The 17,453-nt window shown below is 38.3% G+C and carries 16 protein-coding genes; 8 read left to right on the top strand and 8 right to left on the bottom strand.

Annotation, left to right across the window (positions count from 1 at the left end):
* The first annotated feature begins 37 nt into the window (after window positions 1-37).
* On the top strand, window positions 38-838 hold the full coding sequence (locus ACW0TQ_RS06580; protein ID WP_042534580.1) for an SDR family NAD(P)-dependent oxidoreductase: 801 nt from the start codon (window positions 38-40) through the stop codon (window positions 836-838).
* Window positions 839-901: 63 nt separating this feature from the next.
* Here ACW0TQ_RS06580 and ACW0TQ_RS06575 read toward each other — a convergent pair whose 3' ends face one another.
* A complete protein-coding gene (locus tag ACW0TQ_RS06575) occupies window positions 902-2,260 on the bottom strand; it encodes a DUF5068 domain-containing protein (protein WP_042534578.1) in 1,359 nt (452 codons plus the stop codon).
* Between the two features lie 321 nt (window positions 2,261-2,581).
* Between ACW0TQ_RS06575 and ACW0TQ_RS06570 the strand changes: the two genes are divergently transcribed.
* Window positions 2,582-3,091 (top strand): STM3941 family protein, encoded by a 510-nt coding sequence (locus ACW0TQ_RS06570; protein WP_042534576.1) that lies wholly within the window; start codon window positions 2,582-2,584, stop codon window positions 3,089-3,091.
* A 211-nt stretch (window positions 3,092-3,302) separates the two neighbouring features.
* The gene (locus ACW0TQ_RS06565) at window positions 3,303-3,512 is read left to right on the top strand and encodes a hypothetical protein (protein WP_042534574.1); all 210 of its coding nucleotides are present in this window, start codon (window positions 3,303-3,305) and stop codon (window positions 3,510-3,512) included.
* A gap of 526 nt (window positions 3,513-4,038) precedes the next feature.
* Here the strand turns inward: ACW0TQ_RS06565 and ACW0TQ_RS06560 are convergent.
* Complete coding sequence (locus ACW0TQ_RS06560; protein WP_042534572.1) at window positions 4,039-5,049, bottom strand: LacI family DNA-binding transcriptional regulator; 1,011 nt, start codon at window positions 5,047-5,049, stop codon at window positions 4,039-4,041.
* Between the two features lie 324 nt (window positions 5,050-5,373).
* Here ACW0TQ_RS06560 and purB point away from each other — a divergent pair, with 324 nt between their 5' ends.
* Together purB and ACW0TQ_RS06550 are read left to right on the top strand one after the other, a co-directional pair.
* Window positions 5,374-6,741, top strand: coding sequence for an adenylosuccinate lyase (gene purB, locus ACW0TQ_RS06555; RefSeq protein ID WP_042534569.1), 1,368 nt, complete (start codon window positions 5,374-5,376; stop codon window positions 6,739-6,741).
* Window positions 6,742-6,753: 12 nt separating this feature from the next.
* Window positions 6,754-8,022 (top strand): SLC13 family permease, encoded by a 1,269-nt coding sequence (locus ACW0TQ_RS06550; protein WP_042534567.1) that lies wholly within the window; start codon window positions 6,754-6,756, stop codon window positions 8,020-8,022.
* Between the two features lie 84 nt (window positions 8,023-8,106).
* On the opposite strand, the gene ACW0TQ_RS06545 is transcribed toward ACW0TQ_RS06550, so the two are convergent.
* Window positions 8,107-9,702, bottom strand: coding sequence for an amidohydrolase family protein (locus tag ACW0TQ_RS06545; protein ID WP_368900668.1), 1,596 nt, complete (start codon window positions 9,700-9,702; stop codon window positions 8,107-8,109).
* Between the two features lie 387 nt (window positions 9,703-10,089).
* Between ACW0TQ_RS06545 and ACW0TQ_RS06540 the strand changes: the two genes are divergently transcribed.
* The 3 genes from ACW0TQ_RS06540 to ACW0TQ_RS06530 all read left to right on the top strand — a co-directional run bounded on the left by ACW0TQ_RS06540 (window position 10,090) and on the right by ACW0TQ_RS06530 (window position 12,284).
* On the top strand, window positions 10,090-10,992 hold the full coding sequence (locus ACW0TQ_RS06540; protein WP_455725424.1) for a hydroxymethylglutaryl-CoA lyase: 903 nt from the start codon (window positions 10,090-10,092) through the stop codon (window positions 10,990-10,992).
* Between the two features lie 199 nt (window positions 10,993-11,191).
* Window positions 11,192-11,761: a helix-turn-helix domain-containing protein gene (locus tag ACW0TQ_RS06535; RefSeq protein ID WP_042536301.1), complete on the top strand. Its 570-nt coding sequence runs from the start codon at window positions 11,192-11,194 to the stop codon at window positions 11,759-11,761.
* Between the two features lie 64 nt (window positions 11,762-11,825).
* A complete protein-coding gene (locus ACW0TQ_RS06530) occupies window positions 11,826-12,284 on the top strand; it encodes an HIT family protein (RefSeq protein ID WP_042534561.1) in 459 nt (152 codons plus the stop codon).
* Window positions 12,285-12,415: 131 nt separating this feature from the next.
* Here ACW0TQ_RS06530 and ACW0TQ_RS06525 read toward each other — a convergent pair whose 3' ends face one another.
* The 5 genes from ACW0TQ_RS06525 to ACW0TQ_RS06505 all read right to left on the bottom strand — a co-directional run bounded on the left by ACW0TQ_RS06525 (window position 12,416) and on the right by ACW0TQ_RS06505 (window position 17,408).
* Window positions 12,416-12,727, bottom strand: coding sequence for a hypothetical protein (locus ACW0TQ_RS06525; RefSeq protein ID WP_455725423.1), 312 nt, complete (start codon window positions 12,725-12,727; stop codon window positions 12,416-12,418).
* Window positions 12,728-12,819: 92 nt separating this feature from the next.
* Window positions 12,820-14,361 (bottom strand): flotillin lipid rafts scaffold protein FloT, encoded by a 1,542-nt coding sequence (gene floT / locus ACW0TQ_RS06520; protein WP_042534557.1) that lies wholly within the window; start codon window positions 14,359-14,361, stop codon window positions 12,820-12,822.
* Window positions 14,362-14,503: 142 nt separating this feature from the next.
* Complete coding sequence (locus tag ACW0TQ_RS06515) at window positions 14,504-15,031, bottom strand: NfeD family membrane protein (protein WP_042534555.1); 528 nt, start codon at window positions 15,029-15,031, stop codon at window positions 14,504-14,506.
* Between the two features lie 178 nt (window positions 15,032-15,209).
* Window positions 15,210-15,389 carry an aspartyl-phosphate phosphatase Spo0E family protein gene (locus ACW0TQ_RS06510; RefSeq protein ID WP_042534554.1) on the bottom strand — a complete coding sequence of 60 codons (180 nt, stop codon included), beginning with the start codon at window positions 15,387-15,389 and terminating at the stop codon, window positions 15,210-15,212.
* 657 nt (window positions 15,390-16,046) lie between these two features.
* Window positions 16,047-17,408, bottom strand: coding sequence for a sigma-54 interaction domain-containing protein (locus ACW0TQ_RS06505; RefSeq protein WP_455725422.1), 1,362 nt, complete (start codon window positions 17,406-17,408; stop codon window positions 16,047-16,049).
* Window positions 17,409-17,453 lie beyond the last annotated feature (45 nt).

Below are 17,453 nucleotides of genomic sequence, written 5' to 3'. Positions count from 1 at the left end.
ATCATATCAAAGTAATGAATTGGAAGGGGAATACACCATGGCCATATTTTCAAAAGATGCATTAGAAGGAAGACATGTATTAATAACCGGCGCAACTGGCGGAATAGGAAGAGAAACAGCGAAGATTGTCGCACAGATGGGGGCTAAGGTCACCATAACCGGACGGAATGCCGATAAGCTTGCAGAACTTAGACAGGAGCTGGAAGGTCTTACTGATGCTTCGAAGCTATTTGTGCAGCAGGCAGATATAACAGAGGAAGCGGAAAGAACGCAATTGGTCAGCAACGCACGGGACGCATTGGGATTTATCTCTGATTTAGTCAATGCCGCTGGAATTGCGGGAAACAAGACGGTGAATCAGCTGGAAGAAGCGGATATACAAGCCATGCTTACTGTAAATTATTTATCTGCATTCAGTCTGACCAAAGAAATTTATCAGGAGATGCAAGAGAAGCAGCAGGGGAATATCGTCAACGTGGCGTCTTTATCCGGTTTGCGGGGGACATATGGAAATAGTGCTTATGCTTCTTCTAAATTTGCGATGATCGGCTGGACACAGTCTATGGCTTTGGAAGCAATTGCATATAATATTCGTGTCAACGCAGTTTGTCCCGGTTTTGTTGATACAGAAATGGTACAAGGTTTATTTGAAGCAAAAGCGGAAAATACGAATCAATCCTATGAACAGGTAAGAAAAGCAGCAGAGGATTCGTTGCCTTCTCAAAAAATAACAGCTCCGGATGAGGTGGGCAATACGATTGCGTACCTGCTGACGGATGCTGCGCGAAATATTGTAGGGGAGTCGGTGAAAATTTCGGGCGGGGCTGTGATGCGTTAATGCACTAACCTTTTTCATTGGAAAAAGCTAATGGTTCAAATTGCACCATTAGCTTTTTTATACTTATTTTAAATTAAACTCTACTTCATGTCCTTTGGAAATATCTTCAGCATCCATATTTCTCATCGGGCCAATTTCAATTTCCATACTTTTATCTTTCCAAATTTTTTCATACATTTCTTTGTCTAACAGGAAAGTTTGCAGCAATTCTCCTTCTTCACCAGATGCGATACTACTACTATTGTCATAAGGATGAAACATTCCTTCACTTAAAAGATATTGAGATCCATCATTTACTGTGAGCCTTGAAGAAAGAGAGCTTAAGCCAATTTCTTCATCACCCTGGTTATCAATTTCAAATCTTATCGTAGCAACTACGATGTTATCAGGATCCTCATAACGAGCTGCTTCTTCGGCATTTGGAGTAAAATCAACAAATTGATAACCATCTAATGTAATTGTTACGTCTCCTAATTCGTCGCTCTCCCCAATGCCATCTTCTTGTTCAATCATTTCTTTATCGCCCATATTTTCAGCACTCAGTGCATCCTGATAAAAACCTTGGCTCTCTGTTTCCGCATTTTTTTCAGCACTGTCACCATCTAAAGGAAGGCTAAACTCGGTACCAGAACCAATACTGGAAGAATATTCATTATACTCTGTAGTTGGCGTAGGAACATCCAAAATAACATTTCCTTCTGCCAATATTGCTCCTAAATCTTCTGATCCAAAAGGATAAGCGTAATAGCCGGTCACTTCATCTCCAGCTTCCACTAAGTATTCATTATCGGGGTTTAGCATACTTGATAATTGCTCATCTAAAGGGAGAAGCTCCCGATAATTTGTATAGAATTTTGTTGCTCCAACAAAATCTAAATCTAATGAAGGCATGTAATGTAAATCCTGATCAGAATCATTTTCTACCGTATATTGAGCTAAAATAACGCCGCCATCTGTTTCGTCATTAAAAGGAATACTGAAATTGGTATGAAAATCTTCTAATTCTACTAATTGGTATGCATCCAGTGTTACAGTTAAGCCTTCCATTTCATGAGATTGAGACTCATCGTTCTCATAAAGAAGCGTAGCAGTACCTTCTGTTTCCTCTTCCATTGCAGTAATTAATGCATCAAAATCTGCATTAGAAGATTCTGCTTGAGCCTGTTCTTCCTCATCAGCATCTTCTTCGGCTTCTTGTTCTGCATCTGCTTCATCGGAAGAAGCATCTTCATTTTCTACTTCTTCTTCCATTTGTTCTGGTTCCTCAGCTTTTTCCTCTGAGTCTTCTTCTGTTTCGTTTTCTTCTTGATTTGTTTCTTGTTCTTCCGCTTCTGCTGCGTCATCTTCATCACTAGAGCCGCAAGCAGTTAAAGCGATTGCGAATACCGCTGCAAGAAGAACATAAAGCATTCTTTTTGACATCTAATACCTCCATATATTTAAAATATATATAATAGTAACATAATTTTAGGTGGAAAAATGTAAAAAGTCATAAAAAATTATTCTTTTTTGAAGAAAATTACCTGTTTTATTTGATTTTTTAAGAAATGATAGTTGATAATTGATGGGGATATGATAAGGGCAGTTAAAAAGTTAGTATCAATTGAAGAAAAATTTTATTGAAATTTTTTAGATAAAAGAGAAAGTTCATGAAGAAAATAAGCAAAAAAAATTTTATTACCTTATTGAATAAGAGGCATATTAATAACAAAAAAGTATTTCTAATTGTAAGGGGGGTTTAATTTGATAGAAAATAAAATAGAGTTTTATCATTCAAAAGGGAAGCTTTTTCTCGGAATCATTTTTTCATTATTACTTGTCGTTTTTGGGACCTTAATAATGTATATTGCCTATATAGAAGAAGCTATACTAATTATCGCTTTGGCATTGTTTATTATGGTTTTATTTAGTTTCTTTACCATTGCAAATATATTGAAAATATTCCGGGGTTATCCTTATATCACGATAACAGATGAATATCTGCAATTAGATTCATATACAAAAAGTGAAGTAACCATTTATTTTACGGATATCGAATACATAAAGGTATCTAAAGTCTCATCTCAAAGCATCTTCGAGATTGTTTTATATAACGAAGGTGATTATTTTGCTCAATTATCCTTTCATAATAAAGTGAGATTATGTATGAATCGAGTAACTGGTTATTCTCCATTTACGATTAACCCAAAAGCTACACGAAAACAAGATCGCTCTCGATTACTAGAGACGTTAAATCTGATTATGCAACAATAAGTAAACAACGAAACTTCAATCTTTGAAACAGCACAAAAACAAAATGAAGAAACGGACTTTGTGTGAAAATATGATCTTACCCCGCCAATCACCCAAGCTTTCATTAGAAATTGGTGAAAAAAATCTAAACAAAAAATCAATAATTTGCATGTTAAAATCCGATTAAAAGAAATTGCGGAAAGAGAGTAAATCATGTAGAGGATGTAGAAATATGAAACACAATGCATTAAAAAAAATTAAGAATTTAAAAAAAGATATCTGGCGTTTAATTGTACTATTTGTTTGGATATTAATAATTGGTACTTTTGAAATTGAACTCACTTTTTGGACTACTTTCATTGTTGTTATGTCAACTATTATAATAGGTACCATGTTAAAACGTATTGTCGATAAGTGTGGAGATAATAATGAATTATCCTAATTTGTTCCTCGATAGGGAGCAAATGATGATAAAAAAGTTTACATAGGTGGCGGTCCAAAAAGTTAAAGTTTTTATTATACTTTTGAATGGCTGGATTTAATTCGATATTAGACTGGACTTCATTTGGCTAATTTTCTTTTATAATATACACCGGTAAATATATTTTTCAATTTGTCTTATTGATGTTTCATAGCTTGCTAATACTTTTATAAAAGAATTTTTGATTTAAAATTTCAAGTGAAACTAGAACATAATGGAAACCACCGTTAGAGTGGTGAGATTTCTTATATGCCTGTAAAACGAACAATACGCCGCTCCTATATTTTAAAAAATTATAACCTGCTAATAAAGCCAAATCCTTAGACATAATTGGATTTAGGCTTTATTTTATATTGCGCACTTTTGACAAATAAAATGAAGTTTTTTACTCGAAAAACCAGTTGTCTGCGAATGCTGTTCTTAATCTGGTCTGCTAACTAATATAGAATTACGGTTCAATGAATATATCAGAATATGTACCTCCAGTTTATTCATCCAGCAATGAGCGTGTACTTTCGCGTGGAATAAGGTTAGCTCCATCGATAGTCTCTCCTGGGAACTTAAGCTTTCGTTCGCTGATTGCATTTATCAGCTGGGCAACTGCTCTGGATCCCATTTCATATAAAGGCATATCGACAGTAGTCAGAGAAGGGGACAGTCCTGACGCGAAGAAAACATCATGGATACCGATAACGGAAAAATCAGCTGGTACTTGAAATCCATTATCATGGATAGCCTTGATTGCGCCCATTGCTACCATTACATTTGCTGCAAATATTGCTGTTGGAGGAGAATCCAGCTCCAGCAGTTTTTCCATGGATTGATATCCGCCCTCCATGGTGTAGTCGCTTTCCTGAACATATTTTACTTCAAATGGAATGTTTTTCTCCTGGAGCATTTCCCGGTAGCCTTGAAATCTTTTTAAAGCAGTTCCTGTATATAGCGGTCCGGTAATATGGGCAATATGACGATGCCCTAGATCAATTAAATGCTTCGTTGCTAATTTTCCGCCGCGCTCATCATCCAATATGACATAATTCTCAACATCCTGAATCATTCTGTTGACAAGCACAAAAGGTTTTTTGGTCTCATTTAAGCTGAGAATATGCTTGTTATTAATGTCTGATGTAGCGATTAAAAGCCCATCAATGCGTTCCTTGAGCAATTTAGAAAAGAAATCCTTTCCCAAGCCTTTTTGTTTCATGCTGTAGACAAGCAGGTGGTAGCCTTCCATAGCAGCATGATCTTCAGCCCCATGAATAATACTGGAATAAACAGGGTTGTTAAAGTCTGGGATTGCCATTCCAATCATTCGGGATTGATTTGTTTTTAAGCTTCTCGCAGCGGAATTCGGGCTATAATTTAATTCGTTAATGGCTTCGTTAATTCTTGTTCTTGTCTCTTCTTTGATATTTAATGTATTGTCCTTATTTAACACTCTGGAAACAACTGAGGGATGTACATTTGCCAGCTTGGCAACCTCTTTTAAAGTAGTCAATGTGCAGCAACGTCCTTTCTCTGGTAACGATTCCTCTTTCTATTCATTATAACGTATTATGGATTATTTTGTTTATAATCAAGATATTTTTGTGAATTCGGGCTCTATCAGTTTAGTAAATAGTCAATAAGTATTGAAAAGTAAAAAAAGAGTTGACAAGGAACATTTTATACCTTAGGATATTTTTAAACATATAAGAAAAACGTTTTCCTTATAATAATTATAAATAATCGTTATAGATGGTTGTTTATAATAGGATTAATGGAAACACAAAAAGAAAAACGTTTTCCTTTTATGGAAGCGATTACCTTGGAGGGATAAATAATGAAATCAAGTGTTTTGGATTCCGATTTATTGCGTGGCATTTTTGTTTCAGAAGAGATGAGAGAGGTTTTTTCAGATGATAGCCTGCTTCAGAAATGGCTGGATACTTGGATTGCGTTAGCAAAAGCAGAAGCAGATGTTGGTGTTATACCGAAATTTGCGGCGGAAGAAATTGAAAAGAAAGCAGATATTAATGATTTTGATCGGGAAATTATTCGAAAAGGGATTGTGGATACGACCCATCCTTTAATTGTTCAAATACGGGAATTTACAAAATCAGTTGGAGGGAAGGCTGGCGGTTATATTCATTGGGGAGCTACGACCCAGGATATTATGGATACCGCAGTTGTATTGCAAATAAAACAAGCACAAGAGGTGTTGGTAAAGCAATTAAAGCAATTTCTTAAGAAGCTGCTGCAATTAGCAGAAGAGCATGCAGAAACCGTGATGCCTGGAAGAACACATGGGCAGCATGCGCTTCCCATTACACTAGGTTACAAGATTGCTATTTGGGCAGATGAGATAGGTAAGCACATTGAAAGATTAGAAGCAGGCAAAGAAAGATATTTACTAGGTTCCTTTGGGGGAGCAGCCGGCACATTGGCCTCGATTCATAATGACGGGCTGGCGGTACAAAAACGTTTTTGTGAATACTTAGGTTTAGTACAGCCTACGATTACCTGGCATGTACAAAGAGATGGATTTGCAGAATTTGCAAGTATTATTGCGATGATTTCAGGAACGATAGGAAAAATAGCAAATGAAATAATTAATTTGCAAAAGTCAGAGATAGGGGAAATGGAAGAAGGATTTAAGATGGGACAAGTCGGCAGCAGTACCATGCCGCATAAGCGGAATCCTATGATTTGTGAGTATGTTGTCGGTTTAACTAGAGTAGTGCAAAGAAATGCCAGTTTAAGTTTTGATGCAATGATCCAAGAGCATGAAAGAGATATGACTTTTTGGACAACGGAATGGTCCTACCTGCCGCAAATATGTATGCTGACAAGCGGCGGATTGGAGCAGATACAAGGCGTGCTGGAACGATTTATCGTGTATCCAGATAATATGGAACGCAACTTAAATCTTTTACAAGGTCTAATCGTCTCTGAAAATTTAATGCTGTCCTTAGGTGAATTTGTGGGCCGGGGCGAGGCGCATGATATCGTTTATGAAGTCTCTATGAAAGCATTTGAAGAAAAGAAATCTTTGATAGATGTTGTTTTGACCGATGAACGAATTACGAATCATATCAGTGAGGAAGAAGCTAAAAAACTGCTGGAGCCGAAGAACTATATTGGGTTATGTAAAACGTTTATTTCGAGAGTAGAGGAAAAATGGGGAAATCAGGATACATCTATCAACTAGGAGGTATGTAAAATGAGCCCGGCGATAATTACATTACTTATTTTATTGTTAGCAACGATATTATTTTTAACTGGGGTAATACCAGTTGCACTGACCGCACTTCTAGCCACCATGCTGTTATACCTTACTGGAATTATAGATGCTGAAACCGTATTTTCTGGATTGACAAATAATGTTGTACTGCTTATTTCAGGGATGTTTATTATTGGTGCAGCATTATTTGAAACAGGTGTAGCGAGAAGAATGGGAAATTTAATTACGAGATTTGCTAAAACGGAAAAGCAGCTGCTATTTGCTGTGATGGTAATTGGAGCAGGTTTATCTGCTTTTCTGTCAAATACAAGTACAACGGCAGTAATGATGCCGATTGTTATTGCAATTGCTGCTTCTTCCGGCTTTTCCAGCTCTAAATTATTAATGCCCTTAGCCTATGCAACTGCTTTAGGCGGCATGATAACACTGGTTGGAACGAACGGCAACCTCGCCGTTCAGAGTGTGATGGAAAATGAAAATACACCTGTATTCGGATTCTTTGAATTTGCCTATATCGGAATTCCTCTAACGATTATTGGTATTATTTACATGATGACGATTGGTTATAAGCTTATTCCGAATCGGGAAACGGCTTTGGAAGAAGCTGATACGAAAAATGAAGAAGAAGCTACAAGCGAAGAAGCCACATGGAAACAAATGGTTGCCATTGGAGTTTTGCTGGCAGCAGTCGTTTTTATGATCTTTGAAGAGCAATTTGGAATTCCTTTGCATATTGTTTCTGTTATGGGGGCAATGGTTATTGTTTTAACACGTACGATGTCGGAGAAAAAAGCATACCGTTCCTTAGATTTCTCCACAATCATTTTAGTAGCCGCCATGATGCCGATGGCGACTGCTTTAGCAGAAACAGGCGCTGCACAGATGATTGCGGATTATGTACTGGAGATGGCAGGAAGCAACGCCGGACCGTATGTTATTACCGCTTTAATTTTCGGAGTAACCACTGTACTGACCTCTGTCATGTCCAATACAGCAGCGGCAGCACTTATGGCTCCGATTGGATTAGTTATCGCAGCAAGTATGGGAGTTGATCCAAAAGCAATTTTAATGACGGTTTGTGTAGGTGCATCTGCAGCCTATGCCTCTCCTGTTGGCACACCGCCTAATACAATGATTTATGGTCCGGGAAATTATACATTCCTTGATTATATTAAATGCGGTTTTCCATTTTTGGTTATTCAGCTGATTGTATGCGTTGTCATTGTGCCGTTGATTTGGCCATTTTAAAGATTAATTATAATAAATAAGCAGTGAAAAATCATGCTGGATTTTTCACTGCTTATTTTAATTAATACATCGAATTTATTGTTTCTATCCTTTCCTATATACAATGTCTCCATCAACAATCGTCATTTCAATATTGGTATCTACTAATTCGTCTGCACTCTTCATTTGAAATGGGTCGGCAGAATAAACCGTCATATCTGCCAGCTTGCCGCGGGAAATGGTTCCTTTTAGCTTTTCTTCATTTGTTGTATAAGCTGCGTATTTTGTAAATAGATAAAAAGCTTCGTGCATGCTTAATTTTTGTTCTGGGTACCAGCCGCTGTGTGTTTCACCGGGAGCTTTTCTGGTAACTGCCGCATGAATCCCGAGTAAAGGATTCAACGGTTCAACAGGTGCATCTGAGCCACCGCCGCAGATAATGCCATTATCAAGTAATGTTTTCCAGGCATAGGCATAAGGCATGCGTGCTTCGCCAAGACGCTCTGTAACCCATGGATAGTCACTTGCAAGGAAGCGAGGCTGAATATCAACGATACGATCCGGCGTTGCAAGGCGCTTTACTAGGTCTGGATTAATGACCTGCGCATGTATCAGACGGTCTCTATAGGCGGATGCCGGAAATTGGTCCAGGGTATCAAGGACATTTTCCAATGCCTGGTCGCCAATTGTATGAACAGCAACAGGCATACCCATTTCCCTTGCGCGTTTTACGATAGTGTACAATGTATCCTGCGAGAGCATTGCTTCTCCAAATTGCCCGGGCTGATCGGAGTATGCTTCCTTCAATAGTGCCGTTCTTCTGCCGAAAGCACCGTCTGCAAATATTTTTACCGCTCCGATTTGCAGCATATTATTCCCATATCCGGTGTACATTCCCGCTGTATGCAGATCCTCTAAGAAAGGATAATCAATTAATAGATTTGCCCGCAGACCCATTTTTTCTTCATTTAATAATTCCTGATAGAGCTGGTAGGTTTGCTGTAAGCCGCCTAAATAAGCCGGATCATTGGAATGCACACTGGTTACACCATATCCAGAAACGGTGGAAATGGTTTTACGAAGTGCTTTTTTCCATGTTTGATAGGATTTATCAGGGATTTTTGCTTTAAATAATACCGCTGCTGATTCAAGAATTAAACCGGTGGGTTCTCCATTTGCATCCGTTACAATCTCGCCGCTCTCTGGAACAGCAAGCGTGCTGGAATAATTAATTTCCTCAAGCGCCTTCGAGTTAACAACGGCTGCATGCTCGCATATTCTTGTCAGAAAAAGCGGGTGGTGCGGGGCAGCCGCATCAAGCTCTTCTTTCGTAGGCAGACCGCCGTCAGTGAATAGATTTTCATCCCAGCCGGCGCCAAGCAGCCATTCTCCCTTGTCCAATGTATCGGCACGCTGTTTTATTTTATTTAAAAATACTTCTTTCTTTGTGACGCCGGTCACATCTAAATCAATAAACTTCATTGCCTGCATAGAAAGGTGGAGGTGTGTATCTGTTAACCCCGGCGTAGCAGCTTTTCCACCCAGATCAATTACCGCATCACTTTTTGCGCTCCAAAAAGAAAGCATTTGTTCATTGGATCCCATATCTATGAAATGTCCATCTTTAATAACAACAGCCTGTATAACTGGCTGCGAAGTTTGAAATGTATGTATGACCCCATTGGTATATATCTTTATCATGGAAACGCTCCTTATCTAAATTATCGTATGTTTTACATCGTTCAAAACGTATATTAAAAACGGACAGAATCATTTTACAGACGATTTGTAAACCCTAAATAGGAAAGTATTCTGTAAATGGCACTATGAATATATTTTATCAAAATTGTTTCATTTTGACAGCAGGCAGGATTGACATTTTCAGAAATTTTATTATATACTTGATTCAACAAAGTTGAACAGAAGGAAACTGGATTGAATTTTATTTGTAGTATATAAAGAGGGGTAATTTGCATGAGGTTATTGTAATACCTTGCAATATCTATGCTGGCTTATTTGGCGGGTCATGCACAATCGAGGTATATTTTCATAGCTTGAATTGAAAACGCATACAAAGGAGGGGTATGAATGTGTGGATTACCAAGCAATGTTTATTTAAAGGAAGTCGGACCAAGAGACGGTCTGCAGAACGAGCAGAAATGGATTTCTACAGAGGATAAGGTTGCATGGATTAATATGCTTTCCAAAACCGGCGTCTCGGAAATTGAGTATTCATCCTTTGTTCATCCAAAAATGATTCCTGCACTGAAGGATGCAAGGGAGGTAGGCAAACGGATCGACCGTGAAAAAGGGGTCGTCTATTCTGCTTTAGTACCGAATATGAAAGGGCTGGAGCACGCTTTAGAGGCTGGTATTGACGGTGCCTCCGTGTTTATGTCGGCGAGTGAGACGCATAACCTCAAAAATATTAATAAACGAATTCCAGAGACATATCCGATATTAACTGAGGTTATCAAAGAAGCTAAAAATGCCGGGAAAATAGTAACAGGCTATGTTTCTACGGTATTTGATTGTCCATACGAGGGACGGATTGCAGTAGAGGATGTGCTCAGTGTATGTGACCAATTAATTGAGAGCGGAGTGGACTATCTTTCCCTTGGTGATACCATTGGAACAGCTGTGCCGACGCAAGTGGAGAAATTGCTCAAAGGTCTTTTTCCTTATTTTCCAAAAGATAAACTGATACTACATTTTCATGATACGAGAGGAATGGCAATAGCTAATATCATGACGGCGCTTCACATGGGAATTACCCGTTTCGACAGTACCATCGGCGGCCTGGGCGGTTGTCCTTATGCACCGGGAGCTGCAGGTAATGTTGCTACCAATGATGTGCTGTATTTGTTAAACGGGCTGGGAATTGAGACAGGAATAAATGAGAAACGTATTCAGGAAGCAAGTATATATATTCAAAATAAGCTTGGAAAAACATTGCCGAGCAGATCGGTAGCTTATTTGAAAAATGCATGAAGATAAAACAAACAGCGGAAAAGTCTTGTCGAGCAAGTGATGGCAAGGCTTTTTGGTATGTTGCTAAGTATCGTTTCCCGTAAATGATATTCGAGAATAGATTGACTCTATTGGTTTGTCTGGATTATGATTAAATATACTATAAGAGGATGTTCAAGAAATATAATAGAACACGAATGACTATTTGGCAAAGGAAGGAATGAGCAGCATCGAATTACATAAAATTGGAGAGAAAATTAAGTATGCAAGACGCCGGGAAGATAAAACACAGCAAGAAATTGCGGACGCTTCCAATATCTCTAAAAGTCTGTTATCTAAAATTGAAAATGGACAGACTGCCTCCGCAATAGCGACGTTATCCCGAATTTGTGACGCTTTACATATACAGCTGTCATGGGTGCTGGATGATAAAGAAGAGCAGGATATTGTTATCCAAAAGAAGAGTAACCGCCCGCAAAAAGTAGGGGATGAAAGCATGGGGTATTCCTATGAAATTCTTGCTAACCGCTCCCAATATAGCGGGATTGAACCGACGATTGTCCATGTTACTCCAAAGTCTCTGAATTTGCGTGATGAAAAAACGTATACGCATTCACAGGACGAATTTATCTATATATTGGAAGGGGAAATTGAATTATTATATGATGGGAAAAAGCAGCTGCTCCAAACAGGCGACAGTGCTTATTTCGCAGGGTCCAAACCACATTTATTTCTCCCGGTAGATGAACAGGAGGCAAGGGTGTTGACCTGTTTTATTGACAGAGTCTGAATAAGGAAAGGAAACATAGGTCTAATTAATCAATATAACGTTTTTTATACTGGGAGGCAGAAGAATGAATTCACCTGAATGCCCTTTTTGTTATCCTTCTTTAATAAAAAATCAGCAAATCATATTGGAAAATGAAAAAGCAATGTTTTTACAATTAGAGGAAGCAAAGGAACCAGGGAGATCACTCGAAGGAGCTGGAGTGATTGTGACCAAAGCACATCGAGTCTATCCATTTGACTTAACAGATGGAGAATGGCTGGCAATAAAAGATCTTTTACAGCGAGCCAAAAATCTGATTGATGAAAAGCATGTGCCTTCCGGATATAACATTGGCTGGAACAGCGGGGAGGCAGCTGGTCAGCATATTATGCATGCGCATCTGCATGTATTGCCGCGCTATGAAGATGAACAGATGAGAGGAAAGGGCATACGTTATCTGTTTAAGCATGCATTAAATAGACGGCAGGGGAAGAAAGAAATTAATCTGGCTGCCGCCAGAAAAAGGCTGCATAATAAAAAATAGAAAGTAAACAAAAATCTCTGCTCATTTTAAAATGAACAGAGATTTTTATCTTTTGCTGCATTTGATTTCTGGTTTTATAACAATAAAGCTGTTCCTAAATACCTCTGGTTATGATTGGACATATTATTGGGCTATGGAGCAAAGTCCATTTGGCCGGTAATTAATAAGATAAATACGATTATCCAAAATATAAAGAAAGAAGAGGAATGCATAAAAGATATAATCGGAATGGTATTTTTTTCTGTTTTCTTTCCTAATCCAATAATTGATAATATGATACCTGCTGCTGTAAGAAAAAATGTGATATAATCACCAGCTAAGTTTCCTATGTTAGCTATCCTTGTAGGGGTTATGAAAACGATGAAAAAGCAGATAACACCTATGATAAAAGCAAAATAGCTAATAAGGCCATGTTTTTTCAGCCTATCAGGTTCATTTTTCAAATTAACACCTCTTTATTCAAAGTAAAGCATGATACATCCGGATAGTCAGAGAAACAACTTTATTGCCGTGCCGCAACTATTGCTGCCTTACATTAGTTATCATTATTTTCTTCGCTTGTTTTCGCTGCAGCTACTTCTGATGCCGCTGGTGCAGGAGTTTCTTTCGATTGCGGTTTAGCATTGCCTTTCGATGCACCTGCCAGTAATTCCTTAATATCGATTCCAGAGGTTTCTTTTAGATTTTCCTGCAATGTACTGATTAAGTTGGTTGCATAGCTGGAAACTTTGTTTGCTCCGCCATTAGCGCCATTGCTTCCTGTATCGACTACTGTAATCTTATCAATATTGGATAATGGGCTTGCAACTTGTTTTGCATAATCTGGAAGCATTTTGATAACCATATCAAGAATAGCTGCTTCTCCATATTGTTCAAAGGCTTGAGCGACTTTTTCTTTCGCTTCTGCTTCCGCAAGACCTTTCAAGCGGATAACCTCTGCTTCTGATTCCCCTTGTGCACGTTCTGCATCTGCTTTCGCAAGACCGTCAACACGGATTTTTTCAGCTTCTGCACGAGCTGCTGTTTCAATACGATATTGGTTCGCATCTGCGGTAGCCATTTCTCTTGCTTTTTCAGCAATTGCAGATTGCTCCACGGAATATCTGTCCGCATCTGCTTTTTTCTTAACTTCTGAATCATATTGCTTCTCACGACGCAAAATTTCTTTTTCTTCCAATTCAATTTGCTTTTGACGCTCGATGATTTTAATTTGCATTTCTTGTTCCGTAACTTCCTGTTTGGAACGGGCTGTTTCAAAATCATAAGCTTGGTCCGCGCGTGCTTTTGCAGTATCCTGTTCACGACGGTATTCAGATGTTTTTAATTGATTTTCTTTTTCTGATTCTGCAATCTCGGTTGCCCGTTGCAATTCTGCACGTTTTGCATCTTTTGCTGCTTCCGCACGCTTGATTCTCGTTTCTTTCTCTGCTTCAGCTGTAGCGATATCTGCATCACGTTTTACTTGTGCAATACGGGGCTTACCAAGTGATTCTAAGTATCCATTTGTATCTCTTACATCTTTAATCGTAAAGGATACGATAACTAATCCCATCTTAGCTAAGTCGTTAGAAGCAACCCGCTGTACTTCCTGAGAAAACTTGTCACGGTTTTTATAGATTTCTTCAACCGTCATCGAACCAAGGATGGAACGTAGATGACCTTCCAGTACTTCTTTCGCTTCCAGCTCCCGGTCCTGTTTAGATTTTCCAAGGAATTGTTCTGCTGCTGTAGCAATTTCACTGATTGATCCGCCTATTTTAAAAATTGCTGTACCATCTGCTAAAACAGGAACACCTTGTTCTGTGTAAACTTCTGGAGTAGTTACCTCCAATTTACTAGATAAAAGACTAAGTGGTTCTGCTTGTTGAAAGACAGGAACGACGAATGTTCCGCCGCCGCGAATAATTTTAATTTTATTTCCGGCTTCATCTACGTGAACATTCTTTCCACCTAAATAACTTCCTGTAACAATGAGCGCTTCATCGGGACCGGCTGTACGGTACTTGGTTACAAATAGACCAAGCAGTGCCAAAAGAAGCGCGGCTGCTACAATAATAACAATCCACAATTCTGACATGATTTTCCTCCTCTAAGTTTTATTTTTCCGGCTGCCGGCCCCTGCGGGTAAGAGGGGAGCAGCCGGAAATACTTCACTAACATTCTCTCTATTTAAAAAGGAATGAAGCTTCAGTATATGTGAAAAGCTAATCTTTAATTAGCTAATCCAACGATTGATAGGGGCTGACATAGAAAACACCATCTTTAATTTCGATAATTAAAACACGCTCATCCTGAGAGATTGCTTCATTATCATAGCTGACAGCCGGTTTTGAGATAACTCCGCTTTTCCATTGCACCATTACTTCTCCATAACCATCTATCGGAATAGATACAATCGCAGTCCCTACACTGCCAATGAGAGCATCTTCTGAATATCCCCATGATTGTTCAGCTGATCGGATTGGAACAAGAACAAATAAATGCAGGAGAGTTACAAAAATGATACTTGATATAGAAGCAATAATTAGAATGACTAGACTTGACCAGTCCATGAACCATTCGAGAATATATCCCATGGCAGATAAAAAAATGAAAAAGGAAAGAACGAGCACCGGATGCAGGAAAGGGATGGATTCAAAAATGCCATCCAATAAATCTCCAAATAATAAAACAACAACGGTTAAAATTGCTGCTATAATCAGTATCCATAAATATAAATCTTGTATAGCGTAACCAAATAAAGTCAATATGTACCCTCCCTTTTTCCTTGTCTTACTTATATGTACGTTTATTGTTACAGTTTGGTTTCAATTTTTTGGAGAAAACGATGCGTTTTATATTATTATAATAAAACAGAGGCTCTTTTATGAAAAGAGCCTCTTTCCCTATTTAATAGTGTATTGGTTTTGTTTGTACGTTTTTATGTTAAGTATCTAAAAGAACTAGCTGATTCATTAACTCATCTAATTCTTGGCTGCAGTTAACGGTTTCTTTGGCTCCCAAGCCATTCTTTTGTGCTTGTTGTAACATTTCACTTCTTTTTTGAACAATTGATAGTACAATGGCCTCCCTGTTGTACTCATCAATCTTTACTTCTTCTTTCATATCCTTTACGATGCACCTTTCTTAGTAATATTTGGCTGCGATGAATAATGTAATAAAAGCTTATTATTAAAGTACCAAAAGAATTATCGCAAAAAGAGAAAAAAAATGAAATGCTTTCGACAAAACTAGTGGTTTTTCTTTCTCATTTTTTTAAAAAATGGTCTGAGAGTCTTACTCATAAAATAGTAGTTTAGTGATTTTACTGAATAATCGGGCATCATTATTTTCCTTTTCCTTTAAAATATATCAATACAGGCCATTATCTAGCTGGTTGTAGAGGAAGGTTTCTGTTTAATTAGCAGTGCACGAGTGTATTCCTCGGAAATATGCATTAATATTTGATTTTTCGATATATTTAGTAAAAATATGATGTTGTTCTAAAGAAGAGTGCGGTGCACTCTTACAAAGATAGTCTCCTTATTTCACAGCGGGGAGGGGAACCGTTTTTTGCAAGCACGGTAGCTATAAGGCTAACATGCATTTTTCTAAAGCTTGACTTGTTGATTAAGTAATGTTTTGCTTTTTAACCAATTAAATAAAGAGAGAAAAAAACTCTCTTTTTATTTAACTGTCTTTGATTTCATCAAAAACGACATCTGTCTGCGGATATTTTCAGATCTGGAAACAGTTTTAAACGTTAATGAAAAAGAAGGTATATCAAATGTCGAGATGGTATTTTTTAATTTTTTGATATAAGGTAACACGAGATACACCAAGCTGTTTAGCTGCCTTTGATTTATTGCCGTTACATAATTCCAATGCTTGTTCAATTGATATTTTCTCCAAATTTTCCTTCTCCAGCGGCAGTGTTTCCGTATGTGGCAAGGGAGGATTTGAAAAGGAGACCGGGAGAAAGCTTAATACATCCTGTCTGGTTAAGGTTGTTCCCTCATGCAGGATAATGATTCTTTCCATCAGGTTTCTGATTTCTCTTATATTCCCAGGCCAATGATATTGCTGCAGGGCTTCCATTGTTTCGTCAGGTATCTCTGGAATAGAAGTCTGATACTTCGCAGCAAATTGCTTTAAAAATGTTTTTGCCAGAATGCTGATATCTTTTTTTCTATCACGCAGAGGAGGCATGGTCAATTGAATAACATTTAATCGGTAAAATAGATCCGATCTGAATTTATTCTCTTGCATCAGCTTTTCTAAATCCTGATTTGTTGCAGCTACAAAGCGGACATCAATTTGTTTTCCGCCTGAGTCGCCGATACGGTAAATACGGTTTTCCTGCAGAACACGCAAAAGCTTTACCTGCATATCTAAGGGAAGCTCACCTACTTCATCTAAAAAGACTGTGCCGCCATCAGCCATTTCGATTTTCCCTGCTTTCCCTCCTTTTTCTGCACCGGTAAAGGAGCCGCTCTCATAGCCAAATAACTCACTTTCAAACAACGCCTGCGGGATGGCGCCGCAATTGACAGGAATAAAAGGGGCATTCTTTCTTTTGCTGGCATCATGAATCGCCCGGGCACATACCTCTTTCCCTGTACCGCTTTCTCCAAGAATCAAGGTGGTTGCATCGGTTCCGGCAGTTTTACTGGCGAGCCGGATCATTTGGTGGAGTGCCTGACTGTCTCCTTTTAATTTAGCAAAGGGAGAGCTGGAAGAGGCGGGAGTCATTTTTTGCTTTAGCTCCTGCAGCTCTTGGGAGGTGCTTTCTAAATTATCGTTCAGCTTCACGATGTGGGTAACATCCCGTTCAATCGAAATCACACCGATTAAAGTATTTTCCTGATTAAAGACAGGGGAGGAATTGACCACAACATGCTTATCTTTCCTTGGTCTGTGATAAGCATTTTTAACAGGCTCTTTTGTGTTTAAAACCTTCATCACCATCAGGTCATCATGCGAAAAAAAGTTTGTGATAGGCTGATTGATAATTTGTTCTTTATCGATTTGATAGGTTTGTTCGGCAGCATGGTTCCAATAGATTACTTTTTGTTCCGTGTTTACAATGGTAATGGCGTCATCTTCAGATTGTAATAATTCCTCAAAGAAAAAAAGTTCATTCATAAACTCACCTCGTAAGTGTAAAGTAATCTGTAAACCGTCTATACA

This window comes from Oceanobacillus sp. M60, from assembly GCF_053839645.1.
The sequence above is the reverse complement of the archived record's forward strand: the minus strand, read 5'-3'. Positions and strand labels throughout refer to the sequence as shown.

Coding starts and splice junctions, on each gene's coding strand:
- ACW0TQ_RS06545 (WP_368900668.1), bottom strand. CDS start 9,702: ATGATAAAGATATATACCAATGGGGTCATACATACATTTCAAACTTCG.
- ACW0TQ_RS06550 (WP_042534567.1), top strand. CDS start 6,754: ATGAGCCCGGCGATAATTACATTACTTATTTTATTGTTAGCAACGATA.
- ACW0TQ_RS06580 (WP_042534580.1), top strand. CDS start 38: ATGGCCATATTTTCAAAAGATGCATTAGAAGGAAGACATGTATTAATA.
- ACW0TQ_RS06535 (WP_042536301.1), top strand. CDS start 11,192: ATGAGCAGCATCGAATTACATAAAATTGGAGAGAAAATTAAGTATGCA.
- ACW0TQ_RS06530 (WP_042534561.1), top strand. CDS start 11,826: ATGAATTCACCTGAATGCCCTTTTTGTTATCCTTCTTTAATAAAAAAT.
- floT (WP_042534557.1), bottom strand. CDS start 14,361: ATGTCAGAATTGTGGATTGTTATTATTGTAGCAGCCGCGCTTCTTTTG.
- purB (WP_042534569.1), top strand. CDS start 5,374: ATGAAATCAAGTGTTTTGGATTCCGATTTATTGCGTGGCATTTTTGTT.
- ACW0TQ_RS06510 (WP_042534554.1), bottom strand. CDS start 15,389: ATGAAAGAAGAAGTAAAGATTGATGAGTACAACAGGGAGGCCATTGTA.
- ACW0TQ_RS06575 (WP_042534578.1), bottom strand. CDS start 2,260: ATGTCAAAAAGAATGCTTTATGTTCTTCTTGCAGCGGTATTCGCAATC.
- ACW0TQ_RS06565 (WP_042534574.1), top strand. CDS start 3,303: ATGAAACACAATGCATTAAAAAAAATTAAGAATTTAAAAAAAGATATC.
- ACW0TQ_RS06540 (WP_455725424.1), top strand. CDS start 10,090: ATGTGTGGATTACCAAGCAATGTTTATTTAAAGGAAGTCGGACCAAGA.
- ACW0TQ_RS06505 (WP_455725422.1), bottom strand. CDS start 17,408: ATGAATGAACTTTTTTTCTTTGAGGAATTATTACAATCTGAAGATGAC.